We start from the raw sequence: 19,645 nt of genomic DNA on the forward strand, positions 1-19,645 counted from the left end.
ACGATCAGGCGCCGCAGACCTCGGCGATCGCCTGCTGCAACTGCGCCATACCGGCTTCGTGATCGGTCATGTTCAGCCGCAGCACGGGCCGACCGTGGTCGGCCAGGACCTTGGCGTCTCCGCCGGCCTGCGAGGCGATGAAGTCACCGAAGGTGAACTCGCGGCCCGGGATGGGCAGGTCCTCGGTCGGTGCCGTGGTGACCTGAAGGAAGATGCCGTCGGCCGGTCCACCCTTGTGGTACTGCCCCGTCGAGTGCAGGAAGCGGGGCCCGAAGCCGAACGTCACCGGCCGGTTCAGCTTGCGCGCCAACGGGATCCGGACGTCGGCCAGCGACTGGTCGGCGATCCGGTCGACGTACGCCATCACGGCCAGGTAGCCGCTGTCCGGCAACTGCGCGAAGAGCGCGCGGAGCGCGTCCGCAACCGTCGCCGAGTCACCGAGGAAGTCCGGACCTGCGCTGCGGACCTCGACCGCACCGTCGGTGTATGCCGGAGCGGCCGTCTCGCCGGTGCCCTTGCCGAGCAGCTCACGGGCCGCTGCCTTCGCGCTCTCCACGTCGGGCTGGTCGAACGGGTTGATGCCGATCAACCGGCCGGCCGTGGCCACCGCTGCCTCCCACAGCAGCATTGCTGCACCCAGCGAACCGCCGACGTTGACGACCGCATCCCCGGTGGGCTGCGACTCGTCGTCGGGCGCCACCAGCCGGACCCAGAGCTCGTCGGCGAGCTGGTCACGCGGAGATTCGTCCCTCATCCCCGCGTCCCCAGCCTGTGACGTTCGCCGTCCTTCGGCCGGACGGTCCCCGGTGGGGGAGTCGCCGACGACGACCGGCAGCAGGCCCTTGCCGTCCTTGCCGGTGCTCTCGGCGATCAGCTGCTCGGTCCAGTCACCGAAACCGACGGCATGGGTGCCCGCGTCGATCAGCACGATCTTGTCGCGCGTCGGCCGGGTGCCGCCGAGTGCCGCGCCCAGGCGCAGCGCCGGGTTGGCGTCGTCGTCCGCGGACAGCGCCACGGTGACGCTCTCGGCCTCGTCCAGCAGCCGACCGATGTCTGCGCCCGCCAGACCGCTCGGCACCAGCCCGAAAGCGGTCAGCGCGGAGTAGCGCCCGCCGACGTCCGGGTCGGCGTTGAACACCGTGTAGCCGGTCTCGCGCGCCTCCTTGTCGAGCGGACTGCCCGGGTCGGTGACCACGACGATGCGCTCGGTCGGGTCGATGCCGGCGTCCTTGAACGCCTGCTCGTAGACCCGCCGCTGCGAGTCGGTCTCGACGGTCGAGCCGGACTTGGAGGAGACGACCACGACCGTCTGCTCGAGCCGGTCGTCGAGCGCCGCGCGGACCATGTCCGGCTGTGAGGAGTCGAGCACGGTCAGCGGGACGTCGTCGGTTGCGCAGATGACTTCCGGCGCGAGGGACGAGCCGCCCATGCCGCACAGCACGACGTGGTCGAGGCCCTGCTCGGCGAATTTGCTGCGGAGCGAGGTGATCTGGTCGACCAGCGGGCGGGACGACGTCGCCAACCCGACCCAGGACAGGCGCTTGGCCGACTCGGACTCGGCGGCCGGGCCCCACAGCGTGGGGTCCTGCGCGAAGAGTTTGCTGGCGAACTTGTCGGCGACCAGCTGCGGGACGTGCGCGTTGATCGCGTCCGCCGCAGCACCGACCGCGGTCACGGCGAGGTCGGCATCAGTCACAGGGTCGCACCTGCCTTCTGCAGCTCGCTCTTGACCGAGCCGAGCAGCTCGTCCCACGACTTGTCGAACTTCTGCACGCCTTCGTTCTCCAGCACCTCGACGACGTCCTGGTAGGACACCCCGAGCTTCTCCAGCGCGTCGAGGACGCCGGCGGCGTCGGCGTAGTTGCCGGTGACCTGGTCGCCGGTGACCTCACCGTGGTCGGCGAGCGCGTCGAGGGTCTTCGGCGGCATCGTGTCGACGGTCTCCTTCACGGCCAGATCGATGACGTACATCGTGTCCGGGTATGCCGGGTCCTTGACGCCGGTGGACGCCCACAGGGGACGCTGCACGTGTGCGCCGTCGTCGGCGAGGGTCTGCCAGCGCGGTGTGGAGAAGACCTCTTCGAACGCCTGGTAGGCCAGGCGTGCGTTGGCGACACCGGCCTTGCCCTTGAGGGCCTTGGCCTCGTCGGTGCCGATCGCGTCCAGCCGTTTGTCGATCTCGGTGTCGACGCGGGAGACGAAGAACGATGCGACCGAACGGATCTGGGACAGATCCTTGCCCGCTTCCTTGGCCTGTTCGAGACCGGTGAGGAAGGCGTTCATCACGCCGCGGTAGCGCTCGAGCGAGAAGATCAGCGTGACGTTGACGCTGATGCCCTCCGCGAGAGCCGCCGTGATGGCCGGCAGCCCCTCCTCGGTGGCCGGGATCTTGATCATCGCGTTGGGCTGGCCGACCTTGGCCCACAGTTCCTTGGCCATCGCGACCGTGCCGTCGGTGTCGCGGGCCAGCCGCGGGTCGACCTCGATCGAGACGCGGCCGTCCTGGCCGCCGGTGGCGTCATACACCGGTCGCAGCACGTCGCACGCGTCGTGCACGTCGCGGGTGGTGATCTCGAAGACCGCCTCGTCCACGCCGGTGTTCGCCTTGGCGAGTTCGGCGACCTGGTCGTTGTATGCCGAGCCGTCGGACAACGCGGACGCGAAGATCGTCGGGTTGGTGGTGACGCCGACGACGTTCTTGTCCTCGGCCAGCTTCTGCAGGTCGCCCCCGGTGATCAGTGGACGGCTCAGGTCGTCCAGCCAGATCGAGACGCCGAGATCGCTCAGTGCCTGTGTGTTGTCGTTTGCCATGTCACTTGCCTCCTGCAGCTGCAATGGACTCCTGCGCGGCGGACACCACATGGTCCACCGTGAAACCGAACTTCTCCATCAGCACCGTGCCCGCCGCGCTGGCACCGAAGTGGTCGATGCCGACCGTGCGGCCGGCGTCACCGACGATGTCGCGCCAGCCGAACACCGTGGCGGCCTCGACGCTGACCCGCGCGGTGACGGATGGGGGGAGAACCTCGTTGCGGTAGTCCTCGTCCTGCGCCTCGAACCATTCGCGGCAGGGCATGGACACCACACGAGCTTCAACGTTCTTCTCGGCCAAAGCCTTCCGCGCCTCGAGCGCGAGACCGACCTCGGAGCCGGTTGCGACGAGGATCACGTCCGGCGTGCCGTCGCCGTCGGCCAGCACGTAGGCACCGCGGGCGACCCCGTCCGCCGAGGCGTATTCGGACCGGTCGACGGTCGGGAGCGCCTGGCGGGACAGGATCAGGCCGGCCGGGCGGTCGGTGTGCTCCAGGATGGTGCGCCACGCGACCGCGGTCTCGTTGGCGTCACCGGGTCGGACGACGTCCAGGCCGGGGATCGCACGCAACGCCGCGAGGTGCTCGATCGGCTGGTGGGTCGGGCCGTCCTCGCCGAGGCCGATGGAGTCGTGCGTCCACACGAACGTCACCGGCAACTTCTGGATGGCCGCCAGGCGGACGGCCGGGCGCATGTAGTCGGAGAAGACCAGGAACGTGCCGCCGTACGGGCGGGTCAGGCCCTCCAGAGCGATGCCGTTGAGCGACATACCCATGGCGTTCTCCCGGATGCCGAAGTGCAGCGTGCGCCCGTAGGGCCCGCCCTGCCACTCCTCGGTCTGCCAGTTCTCCGGGACGAAGCTGGGCTCGCCGACCATGGTGGTGTTGTTGGACTCGGCCAGGTCGGCGGAGCCTCCCCACAGTTCGGGCAGTACGGGCGCCAGCGCGGTCAGGATCTTGCCGGAGGCGGCGCGGGTCGCGATGCCCTTGGCGTCGGCCTCGAACACCGGGAACGCGGCGGCGAAGTCGTCCGGGAGCTCGCGCTTGACGAGCCGGTCGAGCAGTGCGGCACCGTCCGGGTTGGCCGCACGCCAGGCGTTGTAGCCCTTGTCCCACTCCTCGTGCGCCTGCCGGCCGCGGTCCTTGACCTTGCGGACGTGCTCGATGACCTCGTCCTCGACCTGGAAGGACTTCTCGGGGTCGAAGCCGAGGACCTGCTTGGTGCCGGCGACCTCCTCCTCGCCGAGGGCGCTGCCGTGCGCCTTGCCGGTGCCCTGCTTGGTCGGTGCCGGCCAGGCGAGGATGGTGCGCAGGCAGATCAGCGACGGCTTGTCGGTGACCTGCTTGGCCTGCTCGATCGCGGCCAGCAGGTCGTCGACGTTCTCGGTGTAGCTGTCGCGGTCGCTGTCCGGCTTCGCGCCGGGGCGCCAGTCGACGGTCTGCACGTGCCAGCCGTATGCCGCGTAACGTCCCGCGACATCCTCGGTGAAGGAGACGTTGGTGTCGTCCTCGATGGAGATCTGATTCTGGTCGTAGAACGCGATCAGGTTGCCCAGCTCCTGGTGGCCGGCGAGTGAACCGGCCTCTGCCGACACGCCTTCCATCAGGTCACCGTCGGACGCGATCACCCACACGTGGTGGTCGAACGGACTGGTGCCCGGTGCTGCCTCCGGGTCGAGCAGACCGCGCTGGCGACGCTGCGCCATCGCCATACCGACCGCGGAGGCGATGCCCGAACCCAGCGGCCCGGTGGTGATGTCGACGCCGTCGGTGTGGCCGTACTCCGGGTGACCGGGAGTCAGCGAGTCCCACGTGCGCAGGGCTTCCAGGTCGGACAGCTCGAGCCCGTAGCCGGAGAAGTAGAGCTGGATGTACTGCGTGAGGCTGGAGTGCCCGCAGGACAGCACGAACCGGTCGCGGCCGATCCAGTGCGGGTCGCTCGGGTCGATGCGCATGACGTTCTGGTAGAGCAGGTACGCCAGCGGTGCCAGGCTCATCGCGGTGCCCGGGTGCCCGTTGCCGGTCTTCTGCACGGCGTCGGCCGCGAGCACACGCACGGTGTCGACCGCGCGGACGTCGACGGGCGTCCACCCGGCGTTGGTGGCGATGGGCTCGGCGAGCGCCGGGTCACGGCGTCCGGTGATGGCTGAGGTGTCCTGGGTCACGGCAGATGACTCCCACGAAGTTTGAACGAATCCGGATCTGTCGGAGTCGAGCCTAGTCCCGCGACCCACCGGGCAGGCAATGCGGCCGGGCGGGATAGACTCGGGCTGTTCCCGAGGCGGATTGGGCCGCCCGACGAGGACTCCCCTCAAGCATGGAAGTGACGCGAGTGACTGCGATCGAGCCGCGCCCGGCCGACGGCCGCGCCTCCGCCGACCGCACGGACAGCGTCAGCACACCCCCTCGCTCCTTCGGCCACGTGGTCCGTGACTACGTCGCGCTCACCAAGCCGCGCATCATCGAGCTGCTGCTGGTGACGACGTTCCCGGTGATGTTCCTCGCGGACAAGGGTGTTCCGTCGGTCTGGCTGATCCTCGCGACCCTGATCGGCGGTTCGTTCTCGGCCGGGTCGGCCAACACGCTCAACTGCTACATCGACCGCGACATCGACCGGGTCATGCACCGCACGGAGGGGCGGCCGCTGGCGACCGGGGTGATCACCCCGCGCAACGGGCTGATCTTCGGTGTCGTGCTGGGCGTCGTCGCCACGCTCTGGCTCGGCCTGCTGGTCAACTGGCTGTCGGCCTGGCTCTCGCTCGGCGCGATCGTGCTGTACGTCGGGTTCTACACGCTGCTGCTGAAACGCCGCACCTCCCAGAACATCGTGTGGGGCGGCATCGCCGGCTGTATGCCGACCCTGATCGGCTGGTCCGCGGTGACCGACTCGCTCAGCTGGTCGGCGTTCATCCTCTTCCTGGTGGTCTTCTTCTGGACCCCACCGCACTACTGGCCGTTGTCGATGCGGTTCCGTGACGACTACGCCAACGCCGGCGTACCGATGCTCCCCGTCGTCGCGGAGGACATCAACGTCGCTCGCCAGATCGTGATCTACACCTGGGTGACCGTGCTGACGACGCTGGCCCTGGTACCCGTCGGCGACATGGGCGTCATCTACACCGTGATCGCGCTCGCCTCCGGGGCCGTCTTCCTGCGCGAGGCCCACCTGCTGCTGGCCCGTGCCAAGGCGGGTGCGTCGTACAAGGTGCTCAAGCCGATGCGCCTGTTCCACTACTCGATCAGCTACCTGACGCTGGTGTTCGTGGGCGTGGCGGTCGACCCGCTGCTGCACATCCACTTCTGATCCGGCCCCTTCTGATCGGCCGCCCCCTTCTGATTGACCGGCATACCTGCGTATTGACCGGCATACGCATTCGCACCGAATCCGTATGCCGGTCAATGCATCGGTATGCCGCTCGATCGCGAGCGCACGGCGCGCCGTCGCGGAGCCGTCAGCGCTTGCGGAGACTGAGCACCCCCCAGGTGGTGACGACGACCAGCAGGCTGGCGAGGATCATGTGCACCTCCACCAGGCCGGCCGGCACCTGCAGGAAGTACTGCGTGTAGCCGACGATGCCCTGGACGACGATGACGCCGATGACCCAGGTCCAGGCGCGCGGAGCACGGGTATGGCGCGCCACCAGGATCGTCGCGAGCAGGACGGCGACCACCAGGCCGGTGAGCAGCATGACCGTGTCGGCGTGCAGCCAGGCGACGGTCCGCATGTCGAAGTGCAACCGGGCCGGGTGCTCGGCGTCGTCGCCGGAGTGCGGGCCCGAGCCGGTGACCAGGGTGCCGAGGAAGAGCACGACGGCGACCACGACGGCGGTCAGGTAGGCGAGCCAGCGCACCTCGCGCGGGACGACCGGGGCGGGTGCGGCGTCGGTCTCCCGGGACCGGTAGACCAACCACGCCGACGCCCAGACCAGCAGCATCGAGGCGAGGAAGTGGGTGGCGACGATCGCCGGGTTGAGTTCGGTGTGTACGGCGATGCCGCCGACGACCGCCTGCACCCCGATCCCGACCAGGATGAACGCGACCGGTGGCCACAGACCGCGGCGCCGTGAACCCTTGCGCTGGTCGACGATCAGCGCGATCAGCAACGCCAGCGCGACGACACTGACCAGCCCGGTCAGGGTCCGGTTGCCGAACTCGATGTACTTGTGCCAGGACTGCTCCTGGTGGCGCACCGGCGTCAGCGATCCGGGGACGCACTGCGGCCAGTCGGGGCAGCCCAGGCCGCTCGCCGTCAGCCGCACCAGCCCGCCGCTGGCGACGATGAGCACCTCGACGACGAGGTTGAGCCAGAAGAGGCGGCCCAACCAGCGGGCGAGGACGGTGGACTCGGCCGGGGGCGGCAGCGGCGACCAGCCGGTCACCGGCGTGCCGCCGCGCGTGAGCTCCGGCGCGGGCTGGGTGATCATCGGTCGTCCCATCGGAAGGTGGCGGCGGTGGCGGCGGTGAGCACGGCACCCCATGCGACCAGGACCAGGATCGGCTCGCCGAGCGAGCCGAACTGTCCGGTCATCGCGGCACGGAGTCCGTCGCCGAGCGACCCGGACGGCAGCAGCCGCACGATCGCACCGGCGACCTCGGGGAACTTGTGGGTGGGCAGCAGGAGACCGCCGAGGCCGGCGAACAGCACCCACAGCAGGTTGGCCACCGCGAGCACCGCCTCCGCGCGCATCACCCCGGACACCAGCAGCGCGAACGCGACCCAGGTCCAGGTGCCGACGAGCATGATCCCGAGGCCGACCACCAGCCCGAGCGGGTCCGGGTGCCAGCCGAAACAGGCGCCGAGGATGCCGAGCACGACGGTCTGCAGCGCGACGATCACCACGACGGCCAGCGCCTTGCCGGCGAGCAGGCCGGACCGGCCGAGCGGCGAGACGCCGAGCAGGCGCAGCACGCCGTACCGGCGGTCGAACCCGGTGGCGATCGCCTGCCCGGTGAAGGCGGTCGAGACCACGGCGAGCGCGAGCACGCTCGGGACCACGATGTCCACCCGGCGGCCGGGGCCGAGGTCGGGGCTGTTGCCGACCGCCAGGCCGACCAGGGCGAGGGCGGGCAACAGCAGGGACACGAGCAGCTGCTCGCCGTTGGACAGCAGGGTGCGGATCTCGAAGCCGGCCTGGCTCCGGGCACGCAGGGCGGGAGTGGTCATTGCTTCGTCTTCTTCGTCGTCTTCGCCGCGCGGGTCAGGGAGAAGTAGGTGTCCTCGAGGCCACCGGTCCCGCCCACCTCGGCGACGGTGCCCTCCTTGGCGACCGAACCGGCGGCGACGATGATGACGCGGTCGGCCAGCCGGTCCGCCTCCTCGAAGGAGTGCGTGGTGACCACCACGCAGCAGCCGCGGTCCCGGGTGCTGCGGACCAGGTCCCAGACGTCGAGTCTGGCGTGCGGGTCCAGCCCGGCGCTGGGTTCGTCGAGGAAGACCACGTCGGGTCTGCCGACCAGGGCCGCGGCGAGCGCGACCCGTTGACGCTGTCCTCCGGACAGCCGCCGGATCGAGGTATGGCGGAACTCGTCGATGCCGAGTTCCCCTACGAGCGAAGGGATCTCGTCGATCGAGTCGTAGAGGCGGGCTACGTGTTCCAGCAGCCGCAGCGGCTTCACCGAACCGGGCAGGCCACCGTCCTGCAGCATGACGCCGACCCTGCGCCGGTGTGCGGCGTCGGCGCCCCACGGGTCGGTGCCGAGCACCCGGATCGTGCCGGAATCGGGGCGTCGCAACCCTTCGGCCATCTCCATGATCGAGGTCTTGCCGGCGCCGTTCGGGCCGAGAACACAGGTGATCGCGCCCTCCGGCGCGTGCCAGGTCATCTCGTGCAGCGCGAGTTTGCTGCCATAGCGGTGCGTCACGCCGTCAACGACGACCGGCGGGACGGGAGCACTCACAAGTGACCAGTCTAGGTCGTGTCGCTGGGGCGCCCGGCCTCGGCCCGATCGGCCACCGTCCACCACCGCGACGGGAAGTCGCCGTCCGACGTCCGGTCTTACCACCCGGTCACGGCCCGTGGCGCGCTCGCAGGTTAGGTAAGCCTGGCTGGAACCAACCCGGCGAATTACGTCACACTGATGTTGTGTTTATCGGTGGCGAGGTCGGCACGCGGGATCGCGTGCTGCGAACGATCTCCGAGCGCGGCCCGATCACGGCGGCCGAGCTCGCGGATTCGCTCGGCCTCACCCCGGCGGCCGTGCGGCGCCACCTGGACTGCCTCGCGCACGACGAACTCGTCGAGGAGCACGAGCCGACCGGCGCCGCCGAACGCAAACGCGGTCGCCCCGCCCGGGCGTTCGTGGTCTCCGCCGTCGGGCACGCCCGGCTGCGCGGCGACTACGACTCGCTGGCCGGCTCGGTGCTGCAGTTCCTGCGCGACACCGCCGGTGACGACGCCGTCACCGAGTTCGCCCGCCAGCGCGCCGACGCGATGGCCCAGCAGGCCCGCCCGATCGTCGAGTCGGCCGGCGCGGATCTGGACGACCGCACCCAGGCGCTCGCCGACGCATTGACCGAGCAGGGCTTCGCGGCCACCACCCGACCGGTGGGGAATGACACCCCGCTGGCCGGTGTTCAACTGTGCCAGGGGCATTGTCCCGTGCAGCACGTCGCCACGGAGTTCCCTCAGTTCTGCGAGGAAGAAGCCAAGGCGTTCTCCCGCACGCTCGGCGTTCACGTGCAACGGCTGTCCTCACTCGCACACGGCGACCACGTGTGCACCACATTCGTACCAACTGCTGCGAAGCAGACGTCACCACGAAGGAGAGAAGTCTGATGAGCACCATCGAAGAGCTCAACCCGGGACTCAAGGGCCTCGGCCACTACGAATACGGCTGGGCCGACAGTGACGCCGCAGGCAGCAGTGCCCGTCGTGGACTCTCCGACGAGGTCGTCAACGACATCTCGCAGCGCAAGAACGAGCCGGAGTGGATGACGCAGCGCCGGCTGAAGGCACTGAAGCTGTTCGACAAGAAGCCCATGCCGTGGTGGGGATCGGACCTGTCCGGCATCGACTTCCAGAACATCAAGTACTTCGTGAAGTCCACCGAGAAGCAGGCCTCCTCGTGGGAGGAGCTGCCCGAGGACATCCGCAACACCTACGACCGGCTCGGCATCCCCGAGGCGGAGAAGCAGCGCCTGGTCGCCGGTGTCGCCGCGCAGTACGAGTCCGAGGTGGTCTACCACCAGATCCGGGAGGACCTGGAGAAGCAGGGCGTCATCTTCGTCGACACCGACACCGGCCTGCGCGAGCACGAGGACATCTTCAAGGAGTACTTCGGCTCGGTCATCCCGGCCGGGGACAACAAGTTCGCCTCCCTCAACACCGCCGTGTGGTCGGGTGGCTCGTTCGTCTACGTCCCCAAGGGCGTCCACGTGGAGATCCCGCTGCAGGCCTACTTCCGGATCAACACCGAGAACATGGGCCAGTTCGAGCGGACCCTGATCATCGCCGACGAGGACTCCTACGTGCACTACGTCGAGGGTTGCACCGCGCCGATCTACACCTCCGACTCGCTGCACTCCGCCGTGGTCGAGATCATCGTCAAGAAGAACGCCCGGGTGCGTTACACGACGATCCAGAACTGGTCCAACAACGTCTACAACCTGGTGACCAAGCGCGCGACCTGCGAGGCCGGCGCCACCATGGAATGGGTCGACGGCAACATCGGCTCGAAGGTCACCATGAAGTACCCGGCGGTGTTCCTGCTCGGCGAGCACGCGAAGGGCTCGACCCTGTCGATCGCGTTCGCCGGTGAGGGACAGCACCAGGACGCCGGCGCCAAGATGGTGCACGCCGCGCCCAACACCAGCTCCACCATCGTGTCCAAGTCGGTCGCGCGCGGCGGCGGCCGCACGTCATACCGTGGCCTGGTGCAGGTGCTGGAAGGCGCCACCCACTCCAAGAGCTCCGTCGTGTGTGACGCGCTGCTCGTCGACCAGATCTCCCGGTCGGACACCTACCCGTATGTCGACGTGCGCGAGGACGACGTCCAGATGGGCCACGAGGCAACGGTTTCCAAGGTGAGCGAGGACCAGATGTTCTATCTGATGTCCCGCGGGCTCACCGAGGAGGAGGCGATGGCGATGATCGTGCGCGGCTTCGTCGAGCCGATCGCCCGCGAGCTGCCGATGGAGTACGCCCTCGAACTCAACCGCCTGATCGAGCTGCAGATGGAAGGCGCCGTCGGATAACACTCACCCGACCGACGACCCGCCCTCAATCACAGCTCAACCCGGAAGGACCCCTGACCCCACGATGCCCCTGCTCTCACCCGACGCGAAGACCCATGTCGATCCCGCCGCGCAGCTGTCGGTCCCCGAGAAATCCCGCGCCGAGCGCAAGACGTCCTTCGACGTCGCGGACTTCCCGGTGCCGCACGGCCGCGAGGAGGACTGGCGGTTCACCCCGGTAGACCGGCTGACCGGGCTGCTGGCCGACGAGCCCACCGGCGACGGTGCGCTGACGGTCGACGTCTCCGACAAGTCGGTGGTGGCCGAGCCGCTCGCCGCCGGTGAAGCGCCGCGCGGCACCGCACTGGTCCCGGGTGACCGGGCGGCGGTGCTGGCGCACGCCAACTCGCCGAAGGCGCTGCACCTGAAGTTCGAGGCCGGCACGGAGTATGCCGAGCCGGTCCGCGCGCAGGTGCACGGTGTCGCGGGCAAGCGGTCCAACGGCCACGTGGTGGTCGAGGCCGGCCCCAACTCCCAGGCGTTGCTGATCCTCGAACACACCGGCTCGGGTGAGCACACCGCCAACGTCGAGGTCGTCGTGGGCGAGGGCGCGCACCTGACCGTGGTCTCGGTGCAGCAGTGGGACGACGACGCGCTGCACCTGGCGCAGCACCAGGCCCTGGTCGGACGCGACGCGACCTACCGCCACATCGCGGTGACGCTGGGCGGCCGGATCGTGCGGATCAACTCCAACGTCACCTACGACGGGCCGGGGGGCGAGGCGACACTGCTCGGCGTCTACTTCGCCGATGCCGGTCAGCACCTGGAGCACCGGACGTTCATCGACCACAACGCCCCCCGCACCACCTCGCTGGTCACGTACAAGGGTGCGCTGCAAGGGGAATCGGCCCGCTCGGTGTGGGTCGGCGACGTGCTGATCCGGGCCGAGGCCGAGGGCATCAACACCTACGAGCTCAACCGCAACCTGGTGCTCACCGACGGTGCGCGCGCCGACTCGGTGCCCAACCTGGAGATCGAGACCGGTGAGATCGAGGGCGCGGGCCACGCGAGCTCGACCGGCCGGTTCGACGACGAGCAGCTGTTCTACCTGCAGGCTCGCGGCATCCCCGAGGCCGAGGCCCGCCGCCTCGTTGTCCGCGGCTTCTTCGCCGACGTGATCGGCAAGATCGGCGTGCCGGCGGTCGTCGACCCGCTGATGGCGGCCATCGACGCCGAACTCGCAGCCGGAGGCAAAATATGACGGATGCCGATGCGGTGACCGACGAGTTCGAGCTGGTCTGCGCTCTCGACGAGTTGCCCAAGGGCGAGCCGGCACTGGCCATCATCAACGGTGTGCGCGTCGCGATGGTCCTGGACGTCGAGGGTGTCGTCCACGCGGTGAACGACACCTGCAGCCACGCCAACGTGTCCCTGTCCGAGGGCGAGGTCGACGGCTGCACGATCGAGTGCTGGCTGCACGGCTCGCGCTTCGACCTCAACACCGGCGTGCCGACCGGGCCACCGGCCACCGCGCCCATCGCCGTCTACCCCGTACGTATCAAGGACGGTGACGTCTACGTCGCCGTCCCCGCAAGCTGAAGAAGAGAGCTGGAAATACATGTCAACGCTGGAGATTCGCGACCTGCACGTGTCTGTCGACACCGACAAGGGCACGAAGGAGATCCTCAAGGGCGTCAACCTGACGGTGAAGTCGGGGGAGACGCACGCGATCATGGGCCCCAACGGCTCGGGCAAGTCCACGCTCGCCTACAGCATCGCCGGTCACCCGAAGTACACCGTGACCAGCGGCACCGTCACCCTCGACGGCGAGGACGTGCTGGCGATGAAGGTGGACGAGCGCGCGCGGGCCGGTCTCTTCCTGGCCATGCAGTACCCCGTGGAGGTCCCGGGCGTCACGGTGTCCAACTTCCTGCGCACCGCAAAGACCGCGATCGACGGTGAAGCGCCGAAGCTGCGGCACTGGGTCAAGGACGTCAAGCAGGCGATGACCGACCTGCGCATGGACGACGGTTTCGCCGAGCGCGGCGTCAACGAGGGCTTCTCCGGCGGTGAGAAGAAGCGCCACGAGATCCTGCAGCTGGAGCTGCTGAAGCCGAAGATCGCGATCCTGGACGAGACCGACTCCGGCCTGGACGTCGACGCGCTGCGCATCGTCTCCGAGGGCGTCAACCGCGCCAAGGAGACGACCGACGCCGGCGTGCTGCTGATCACGCACTACACGCGGATCCTGCGCTACATCAAGCCGGACTTCGTGCACGTCTTCGTCAACGGCCGGGTGGCCGAAGAGGGCGGCCCGGAGCTGGCCGACCGCCTCGAGGAAGAGGGTTACGACCGCTTCCTCACCCCGGCCGGCGCCTGAGTCGGCGCTGGTCGTCATACATCACCGAACGCATGTGAGGAGCCACAGCGGAATGTCCGGGTTCGACGTCGACGAAGTGCGCCGAGACTTCCCGATCCTGCAGCGGACGGTGCGTGACGGGCGCCCGCTGGTCTACCTCGACTCCGGTGCCACGTCGCAGAAACCGCGTGCGGTGCTCGACGCCGAACGCGCGTTCTACGAGCAGCACAACGCGGCCGCGCACCGCGGCGCGCACCAGGTCGCCGAGGAGGCCACCGAGGCGTTCGAGGGTGCCCGGGCGACCGTTGCCCGGTTCATCGGTGCCGACACCGGCGAGGTCGTGTTCACCAAGAGCGCGACGGAGTCGATCAACCTGGTCGCCTACGCGTTCGGCAATGCGTCCGCCCCCGGTGACCTCGGCATCCCGGGCGCGGACCCGGCGGTGACCGACCGTTTCCGGATCGGGCCCGGCGACGAGATCGTCACCACGGTGATGGAGCACCACGCCAATCTCGTGCCGTGGCAGGAGTTGGCGCGTCGCACGGGTGCGACGCTGCGCTGGATCGACGTCACGGACGACGGGCAGCTCGACGCCGACTCGATCGACGACGTCATCGGAGAGCACACCAAAGTGGTTGCGTTCACACATGTTTCGAACGTCCTCGGCACGATCAACCCCGTGCAGGAGATCGCTCGAAGGGCGGCAGCCGTGGGAGCCATCAGCGTGCTCGACGCCTGCCAGTCGGTGCCGCACCTGCCGGTGGATTTCGCCTCGCTCGGCGCGGACTTCCTGGCGTTCAGCGGGCACAAGATGCTCGGGCCGTACGGCGTGGGCGTGCTGGCCGGCCGCCGCGAGCTGCTCGAGGCGATGCCGCCGTTCCTGTACGGCGGCTCGATGATCGAGCTGGTCCGGATGGAGGGTTCGACCTACGCGGCGCCACCGCAGCGCTTCGAGGCCGGTGTCCCGAACGAGTCGCAGGCCGTCGGTCTCGCGGCCGCCTGTGATTACCTGTCGGCCCTCGGCATGGATGCCGTGGCGGCACACGACCGGGTGATCACCCGGGCCGTGCTGGACGGACTGGCGCAGCGTTCCTGGGTGCGGGTGCTGGGTCCGCTCGACGCACAGCAGCGCACCGGCGCCGTCGCATTCGTCGTCGAGGGCGTGCATCCGCACGACGTGGGGCAGGTGCTGGACGACTCCGGAGTCGCCGTCCGCACCGGGCACCACTGCGCGTGGCCGCTGCACCGGGCGTCCCGGATCGCCGCGACCACCCGGGCGAGCTTCGGCCCCTACACGACCCTCGCCGAGGTCGACGCGTTCCTGGCAGCGCTCGACCGGGTGCCGGAGGTCTTCGGGGTGGCGGTCTGATGGACCTCTACCAGGAGTTGATCCTCGATCATTCCAAGCATCCCGAGCATGCGGGACTGCGCGAGCCGTACGACGCCCAGACGCACCACGTCAACACCACGTGCGGCGACGAGGTGACGCTGCGGGTCCACCTGGTCGGCGACACCGTGCAGGACGTGTCGTACGACTCGCTCGGCTGTTCGATCTCGATCGCCTCTGCGTCGGTGCTCGCGGAGCAGGTCATCGGCCGCAGCGTCGCCGACTCGCTGCGGACCTACGGCGCGATGCGCGAGATGCTCACCTCGAAGGGGCAGATCGCCGGTGACGAGGAAATCATCGGCGACGGCGTGGCGTTCTCCGGAGTGTCGAAGTATCCCGCGCGCGTGAAGTGCGCCTTGTTGCCGTGGGCGGCATACACCGATGCCTTGGCGCAGGCAGGCGTTGACATCAGCAACCTGACAACCAGATCGGAAGTGTGATCATGGGCGAAGTAGTGACCCCTCCCAACGTCGCCGACGTGGAGGAAGCGATGCGCGACGTCGTCGACCCGGAGCTCGGGATCAACGTCGTCGACCTCGGTCTGGTCTACGGCATCACGGTGGACGGCGACAACAACGCCGTCCTCGACATGACCCTCACCTCGGCGGCCTGTCCGCTGACCGACGTGATCGCGGACCAGACCGCGGCCGCGCTGGAGGGCCTGGTCGAGACGCACCGCATCAACTGGGTGTGGATGCCGCCGTGGGGCCCGGAGAAGATCACCGACGACGGCCGCGAGCAGCTGCGCGCCCTCGGCTTCAACATCTGACCACCACCACCTGCCGACAGGCTCAGCAACCCACCGAGGGGCTCAGAAATGGCGCCCCGGAACGGTGGGATGACTGGGCCTGTCGGCGTTAAGTGGGCCTGTCGGTGGTTTGCGACGGTGTCACCACTTGTGGGCGACGTCGATCACCAGACGTTGGCCGTTCGGGTCCTGCAGCACGAAGACCCGCATGGGCAGCCGGGCGCGCACGCCGAGCCCGAAGGTCGTCTGGCCCTCGAACGACGCGACATAGGCGACCTGCCGGAAGGTGTTGTAACCCTTCACGTTCGCGGCGTGCCGTGGGTCGGACGGGCTGTAGGTGGGTGTGCCGTTGGAGCTGACCGCGCTGGCATGGATGTCGATCTGCAGCTTGGCGCCGCCGGCGAGCGGCACGGCCTTGCCGGACGGGCCGCGGACCGCACTGACGTACTGCACGTGGTAGCCGGTGCTCTTCCCGTAACCCTTCAGATCGATGACCAGCCGGTCGTAGCACGCGTGCCGGCCGGTGCGGACACCGCGCACGGTGTCCGAGGTGGAGGCTGCCTTCGCCTTGGTGGTCGAACCCCACTGGATCCCGCAGTACGGCGCTGCCTGCGCCGACCCGGAGGTTGCCAGGGGTATGACGGTGGCGGCAGTCAGACCGCACACCGCAAGCGCAGCCTTGCTGCGCATACCACCCCGAGTGATGGTGTGAGACATGACGTTTCCTTTCCTTCATGCGGACCACGAGATGTGGTGTGCATGAAGGACGCCCTCGTCATACCTGAGGTTGCTCCGATTCCCAGGAAAACTTGACGGGTGTCACATGGGACGTTCAGGTGGGCGTGCTCACTCCACGTCGGCGACGTCGAAGGTGTTGCAGGCGTTGATGCTGCCGCTCTCGTAACCGGTCTTGAACCACTTCTGCCGTGCCGCGGAGGAGCCGTGCGTCCAGGTCTCGGGGGTGACGCGGCCCTGGGCCTTCTGCTGGATCCGGTCGTCGCCGACGGCGGCCGCCGCGGACAGTGCGGAGTCGATGTCCTTGTCGGTGATCTTGTTCAGCAGCGGGGTGATGCTGGAGTCCCGGGTGCCGTCGGCGTAGGACACCCAGATGCCGGCGAAGCAGTCGGCCTGCAACTCGGTGCGGACCGACCCGGACTCGGCACCCTGCGGGTCCTGCTGGGCCTTGCCGAGCAGGCCGAGGATGTCCTGGATGTGGTGGCCGTACTCATGGGCCAGCACGTACTCCTTGGCGAGCTGGCCGCCGTCGGAGCCGTACTGGCTCTGCAGCTCCTGGAAGAAGCCCGCGTCGATGTAGACCTGCTTGTCGAGGGGGCAGTAGAACGGCCCCATCTCGGTGCTCGCCGTGCCGCACCCGGACTGCATCGAGCCGGAGAAGACCTTGGTGACGGCCGGGGTGTACTGCTTGCCGGTCTGCTCCGGCAGGTAGACCTTCCAGAACCCCTCCACGCTGGCGACCGTGCCCTTGATGAGGCACAGGTCGTTCGTGTTGGCGTCCGCGCCGGTCTTGCACTCGTCGAGCTGCTGCTGGATGGCGTCGCCGCCGGAGTCGATCTGGTCCTGGCCGTAGGGGTTGGCCTGGTCCCCGGTGATCTGGCCGGCATAGCCGCCACCGCCGGAGCCGCCGGTGAGGTTTCCGCCGAAGAGCACCATCAGGATCATCACGATCACGCCACCGACGCCGCCGACGGCGATGCCGCCGGGCATCAGTCCGCCGCCACCACCGCCGCCGCTCCCACCGCTGGAGACGTCGCTGGTGCCGATGTTGGCGTTGTCGTTGAACGTCACGGCAGGTTCCCTTCGTTGCGGCGACGCCTGAAACGGATTGGGGCGTCGCTGACCCGAGACGTAGACTAGCGACTGAACGGCTTCGGGCGCCTGAAGCAACGCGCGGACATCCCAGCGCACGCGACAGGCGCCTTGTCATGTGTCAAGAAGGAAGGTACGAGCGTGATCACCGCACAGGGGATCGAGTTGCGTGCGGGGTCACGGATCCTCCTGGAGGAAGCGACCTTTCGGGTGGCCGCCGGTGACCGGGTGGGCCTGGTCGGACGCAACGGCGCCGGCAAGACCACGCTCACCAAGGTGCTGGCGGGCGAGGGTCAGCCCGCTGCCGGCACCGTGACGTCGTCGGGTCGGATCGGCTATCTGCCGCAGGACCCGCGGACCGGCGACCTGAGCATGCTCGCCCGTGACCGGATCCTGTCGGCGCGTGGCCTCGACGTCGTCATCCGCGACCTGCGTGCGGCCGAGAAGGCCATGGCCGACGAGAACGACGACAAGCGCGAGCGGGCGATGCGCCGCTACGCCCGGCTGGACAACGAGTTCCTGGGCAAGGGCGGGTATGCCGCCGAGTCCGAGGCCGCCTCCCTGGCGTCGTCCCTCGGACTGCCCGGTCGGGTGCTCGACCAGCCGCTGGAGACGCTGTCCGGCGGTCAGCGCCGCCGTGTCGAGCTCGCGCGAATCCTCTTCTCGGGGGCCGAGTCGTTGCTGCTCGACGAGCCGACCAACCACCTGGACGCCGACTCGATCCACTGGCTGCGCGACTACCTGAAGACCTACTCCGGTGGGCTGATCATCATCAGCCACGACGTGGAGGTGCTCGACGAGGTCGTCAACCGGGTGTTCCACCTGGACGCCAACCGGGCCGCGATCGACCAGTACAACGTGGGCTGGAAGACCTACCTGCAGCAACGGGAGACCGACGAGCGCCGCCGGCACCGCGAGCGGCAGAACGCCGAGAAGAAGGCGTCCGCGCTGCTGGCCCAGGCCGAAAAGATGCGGTACAAGGCGACCAAGGCGACCGCCGCGCAGAACATGATCCGCCGCGCGGAGCGGATGCTGCAGGGCGCCGAGGGGACACGGCAGCAGGACAAGGTGGCCAAGCTGCGGTTCCCGACACCGGCGGCGTCCGGCAGGACACCGCTCATGGCCGAGGGGCTGTCGCGGTCCTACGGCTCGCTGGAGATCTTCACCGACGTCGACCTGGCGATCGACCGCGGTGCCAAGGTCGTCGTACTGGGACTGAACGGCGCCGGGAAGACCACCTTGCTGCGCATCCTGGCCGGCGTCGACCGGCCGGACACCGGAGAGGTGAAACCCGGCCACGGCCTGAAGCTCGGCTACTACGCCCAGGAGCACGAGAACCTCGACGTCGATCGCACGGTGCTGGAGAACATGAAGTCCGCCGCGCCGGACCTGGACGAGACCGAGACCCGCAAGGTGCTGGGCTCGTTCCTGTTCAGCGGGGACGACGTGTACAAACCGGCCCGGGTGCTGTCCGGCGGCGAGAAGACCCGGCTGTCCCTCGCCCTGCTGGTGGTGTCGGCGGCGAACGTGCTGCTGCTCGACGAACCGACCAACAACCTCGACCCGGCCTCCCGCGAGGAGATCCTGGGTGCGCTGCAGGCGTTCGAGGGTGCGGTGGTGCTGGTGACCCACGACCCGGGCGCGGTGCACGCCCTGTCGCCGGAGCGGGTGCTGCTGCTCCCGGACGGCGTTGAGGACCTGTGGGGCCCGGACTACGAGGACCTCGTCGAGCTGGCCTGAGTCACTTCTGCCGGGCGCGGTGCGTCGCGGCCTTGACGCGGTTCTGGCACCGGGTGGAGCAGAAGCGCCGCGTCCCGTTGCGGGAGGTGTCGACGTAGACCCGATCGCACCGGTCGGCGGAGCAGACCCCGAGCCGGCCGATCTCGTCGACACCCAGCGCCATGGCGAGACCGGCGGCGATGCCCGCAGCCCAGCCCGGGCCCAGTTCGTCGCTCGGACCGTGGAAGTGCAGGTGCCAGCTGCCGTCCGGATCCGGATTGAGCCGGGGCCGGGCGCCGGTGCGATGCAGCAGCGTGTTGGTGAGGTCCGCGGCCCGCGCCGTCTCCTCGTGGGACGCCGCCTCGAACACCGCACGGACATCGGGTATGACGCCCGCGATGGTCCGCGCATCGGCGGTCCGAACCGTGTGCGGGCGACCGTCGAAGGCCAGCGCCGCGGCGACGGCCTCGCGCAGCGCGGCGCCGCTGGGCGCGGGGACCGGCTGCCCGCCGTCGAAGCCGGCCGTCAGGCGGTTGACCAGGTGGGTCGCGGCGGTGAGGACCCGTTCAATATGACTGTCGAAACGCACTTGACCAGTTACCTCGATTGTCTCTACCGTGAA

Annotated in this window: 19 protein-coding genes; 10 read left to right on the top strand and 9 right to left on the bottom strand. The window is 68.9% G+C overall.

What is annotated here, in order from left to right; all coding sequences use genetic code 11:
* Nucleotides 1-4 precede the first annotated feature (4 nt).
* From FHU39_RS07125 to tkt, 3 genes are read right to left on the bottom strand one after another with little or no spacing between them, the layout of a single operon-like run.
* Entirely contained in the window at nucleotides 5-1,696 is a 1,692-nt protein-coding gene (locus tag FHU39_RS07125; protein ID WP_183319705.1) for a glucose-6-phosphate isomerase, read from the bottom strand.
* Entirely contained in the window at nucleotides 1,693-2,811 is a 1,119-nt protein-coding gene (tal, locus tag FHU39_RS07130; RefSeq protein WP_183319706.1) for a transaldolase, read from the bottom strand. Before tal ends, FHU39_RS07125 begins: the two co-directional genes overlap by 4 nt.
* Nucleotide 2,812: 1 nt before the next feature.
* Nucleotides 2,813-4,975, bottom strand: coding sequence for a transketolase (gene tkt, locus FHU39_RS07135; RefSeq protein ID WP_183319707.1), 2,163 nt, complete (start codon nucleotides 4,973-4,975; stop codon nucleotides 2,813-2,815).
* 167 nt (nucleotides 4,976-5,142) lie between these two features.
* On the opposite strand from tkt, the gene FHU39_RS07140 reads away from it, so the two are divergent.
* On the top strand, nucleotides 5,143-6,114 hold the full coding sequence (locus FHU39_RS07140; RefSeq protein ID WP_343065771.1) for a heme o synthase: 972 nt from the start codon (nucleotides 5,143-5,145) through the stop codon (nucleotides 6,112-6,114).
* A 148-nt stretch (nucleotides 6,115-6,262) separates the two neighbouring features.
* On the opposite strand, the gene FHU39_RS07145 is transcribed toward FHU39_RS07140, so the two are convergent.
* From FHU39_RS07145 to FHU39_RS07155, 3 genes are read right to left on the bottom strand one after another with little or no spacing between them, the layout of a single operon-like run.
* Entirely contained in the window at nucleotides 6,263-7,234 is a 972-nt protein-coding gene (locus tag FHU39_RS07145; RefSeq protein WP_183319709.1) for a COX15/CtaA family protein, read from the bottom strand.
* The gene (locus tag FHU39_RS07150) at nucleotides 7,231-7,974 is read right to left on the bottom strand and encodes an ABC transporter permease (RefSeq protein WP_183319710.1); all 744 of its coding nucleotides are present in this window, start codon (nucleotides 7,972-7,974) and stop codon (nucleotides 7,231-7,233) included. Before FHU39_RS07150 ends, FHU39_RS07145 begins: the two co-directional genes overlap by 4 nt.
* Nucleotides 7,971-8,708 (bottom strand): ABC transporter ATP-binding protein, encoded by a 738-nt coding sequence (locus FHU39_RS07155; RefSeq protein ID WP_425484765.1) that lies wholly within the window; start codon nucleotides 8,706-8,708, stop codon nucleotides 7,971-7,973. Before FHU39_RS07155 ends, FHU39_RS07150 begins: the two co-directional genes overlap by 4 nt.
* 185 nt (nucleotides 8,709-8,893) lie before the next feature.
* Between FHU39_RS07155 and FHU39_RS07160 the strand changes: the two genes are divergently transcribed.
* From FHU39_RS07160 to FHU39_RS07195, 8 genes are all read left to right on the top strand, one after another.
* A complete protein-coding gene (locus FHU39_RS07160) occupies nucleotides 8,894-9,586 on the top strand; it encodes a helix-turn-helix transcriptional regulator (RefSeq protein WP_343065772.1) in 693 nt (230 codons plus the stop codon).
* Nucleotides 9,586-11,004: a Fe-S cluster assembly protein SufB gene (gene sufB, locus FHU39_RS07165; RefSeq protein ID WP_183319711.1), complete on the top strand. Its 1,419-nt coding sequence runs from the start codon at nucleotides 9,586-9,588 to the stop codon at nucleotides 11,002-11,004. Before FHU39_RS07160 ends, sufB begins: the two co-directional genes overlap by 1 nt.
* Before the next feature lie 64 nt (nucleotides 11,005-11,068).
* Entirely contained in the window at nucleotides 11,069-12,244 is a 1,176-nt protein-coding gene (sufD, locus tag FHU39_RS07170; protein ID WP_183319712.1) for a Fe-S cluster assembly protein SufD, read from the top strand.
* On the top strand, nucleotides 12,241-12,582 hold the full coding sequence (locus FHU39_RS07175) for a non-heme iron oxygenase ferredoxin subunit (protein WP_183319713.1): 342 nt from the start codon (nucleotides 12,241-12,243) through the stop codon (nucleotides 12,580-12,582). The genes sufD and FHU39_RS07175 overlap by 4 nt, the downstream gene beginning before the upstream one ends.
* Before the next feature lie 19 nt (nucleotides 12,583-12,601).
* A complete protein-coding gene (gene sufC, locus FHU39_RS07180; RefSeq protein ID WP_183319714.1) occupies nucleotides 12,602-13,363 on the top strand; it encodes a Fe-S cluster assembly ATPase SufC in 762 nt (253 codons plus the stop codon).
* A 52-nt stretch (nucleotides 13,364-13,415) separates the two neighbouring features.
* The gene (locus FHU39_RS07185) at nucleotides 13,416-14,711 is read left to right on the top strand and encodes an aminotransferase class V-fold PLP-dependent enzyme (protein WP_183319715.1); all 1,296 of its coding nucleotides are present in this window, start codon (nucleotides 13,416-13,418) and stop codon (nucleotides 14,709-14,711) included.
* Nucleotides 14,711-15,169 carry a Fe-S cluster assembly sulfur transfer protein SufU gene (gene sufU, locus FHU39_RS07190; RefSeq protein ID WP_183319716.1) on the top strand — a complete coding sequence of 153 codons (459 nt, stop codon included), beginning with the start codon at nucleotides 14,711-14,713 and terminating at the stop codon, nucleotides 15,167-15,169. The genes FHU39_RS07185 and sufU overlap by 1 nt, the downstream gene beginning before the upstream one ends.
* A 2-nt stretch (nucleotides 15,170-15,171) precedes the next feature.
* Complete coding sequence (locus FHU39_RS07195; RefSeq protein ID WP_183319717.1) at nucleotides 15,172-15,498, top strand: metal-sulfur cluster assembly factor; 327 nt, start codon at nucleotides 15,172-15,174, stop codon at nucleotides 15,496-15,498.
* A gap of 120 nt (nucleotides 15,499-15,618) precedes the next feature.
* Here the strand turns inward: FHU39_RS07195 and FHU39_RS07200 are convergent, their stop codons facing one another.
* Together FHU39_RS07200 and ypfJ are read right to left on the bottom strand one after the other, a co-directional pair.
* The gene (locus FHU39_RS07200; RefSeq protein WP_183320941.1) at nucleotides 15,619-16,167 is read right to left on the bottom strand and encodes an AMIN-like domain-containing (lipo)protein; all 549 of its coding nucleotides are present in this window, start codon (nucleotides 16,165-16,167) and stop codon (nucleotides 15,619-15,621) included.
* 156 nt (nucleotides 16,168-16,323) lie between these two features.
* Nucleotides 16,324-17,283, bottom strand: a complete 960-nt coding sequence (gene ypfJ / locus FHU39_RS07205) for a KPN_02809 family neutral zinc metallopeptidase (RefSeq protein WP_183319718.1) — start codon at nucleotides 17,281-17,283, stop codon at nucleotides 16,324-16,326.
* A 162-nt stretch (nucleotides 17,284-17,445) separates the two neighbouring features.
* Here ypfJ and FHU39_RS07210 point away from each other — a divergent pair, with 162 nt between their 5' ends.
* Nucleotides 17,446-19,044: an ATP-binding cassette domain-containing protein gene (locus FHU39_RS07210; protein WP_183319719.1), complete on the top strand. Its 1,599-nt coding sequence runs from the start codon at nucleotides 17,446-17,448 to the stop codon at nucleotides 19,042-19,044.
* Nucleotide 19,045: 1 nt separating this feature from the next.
* Here the strand turns inward: FHU39_RS07210 and FHU39_RS07215 are convergent, their stop codons facing one another.
* Nucleotides 19,046-19,612 (bottom strand): CGNR zinc finger domain-containing protein, encoded by a 567-nt coding sequence (locus FHU39_RS07215; RefSeq protein WP_343065773.1) that lies wholly within the window; start codon nucleotides 19,610-19,612, stop codon nucleotides 19,046-19,048.
* Nucleotides 19,613-19,645: the final 33 nt, after the last annotated feature.

It is taken from the genome of Flexivirga oryzae (assembly GCF_014190805.1).
Lineage (GTDB): Bacteria > Actinomycetota > Actinomycetes > Actinomycetales > Dermatophilaceae > Flexivirga > Flexivirga oryzae.

Coding starts and splice junctions, on each gene's coding strand:
- tal (WP_183319706.1), bottom strand. CDS start 2,811: ATGGCAAACGACAACACACAGGCACTGAGCGATCTCGGCGTCTCGATC.
- FHU39_RS07145 (WP_183319709.1), bottom strand. CDS start 7,234: ATGATCACCCAGCCCGCGCCGGAGCTCACGCGCGGCGGCACGCCGGTG.
- FHU39_RS07150 (WP_183319710.1), bottom strand. CDS start 7,974: ATGACCACTCCCGCCCTGCGTGCCCGGAGCCAGGCCGGCTTCGAGATC.
- sufB (WP_183319711.1), top strand. CDS start 9,586: ATGAGCACCATCGAAGAGCTCAACCCGGGACTCAAGGGCCTCGGCCAC.
- sufD (WP_183319712.1), top strand. CDS start 11,069: ATGCCCCTGCTCTCACCCGACGCGAAGACCCATGTCGATCCCGCCGCG.
- FHU39_RS07175 (WP_183319713.1), top strand. CDS start 12,241: ATGACGGATGCCGATGCGGTGACCGACGAGTTCGAGCTGGTCTGCGCT.
- sufC (WP_183319714.1), top strand. CDS start 12,602: ATGTCAACGCTGGAGATTCGCGACCTGCACGTGTCTGTCGACACCGAC.
- FHU39_RS07185 (WP_183319715.1), top strand. CDS start 13,416: ATGTCCGGGTTCGACGTCGACGAAGTGCGCCGAGACTTCCCGATCCTG.
- sufU (WP_183319716.1), top strand. CDS start 14,711: ATGGACCTCTACCAGGAGTTGATCCTCGATCATTCCAAGCATCCCGAG.
- FHU39_RS07195 (WP_183319717.1), top strand. CDS start 15,172: ATGGGCGAAGTAGTGACCCCTCCCAACGTCGCCGACGTGGAGGAAGCG.
- FHU39_RS07200 (WP_183320941.1), bottom strand. CDS start 16,167: ATGCGCAGCAAGGCTGCGCTTGCGGTGTGCGGTCTGACTGCCGCCACC.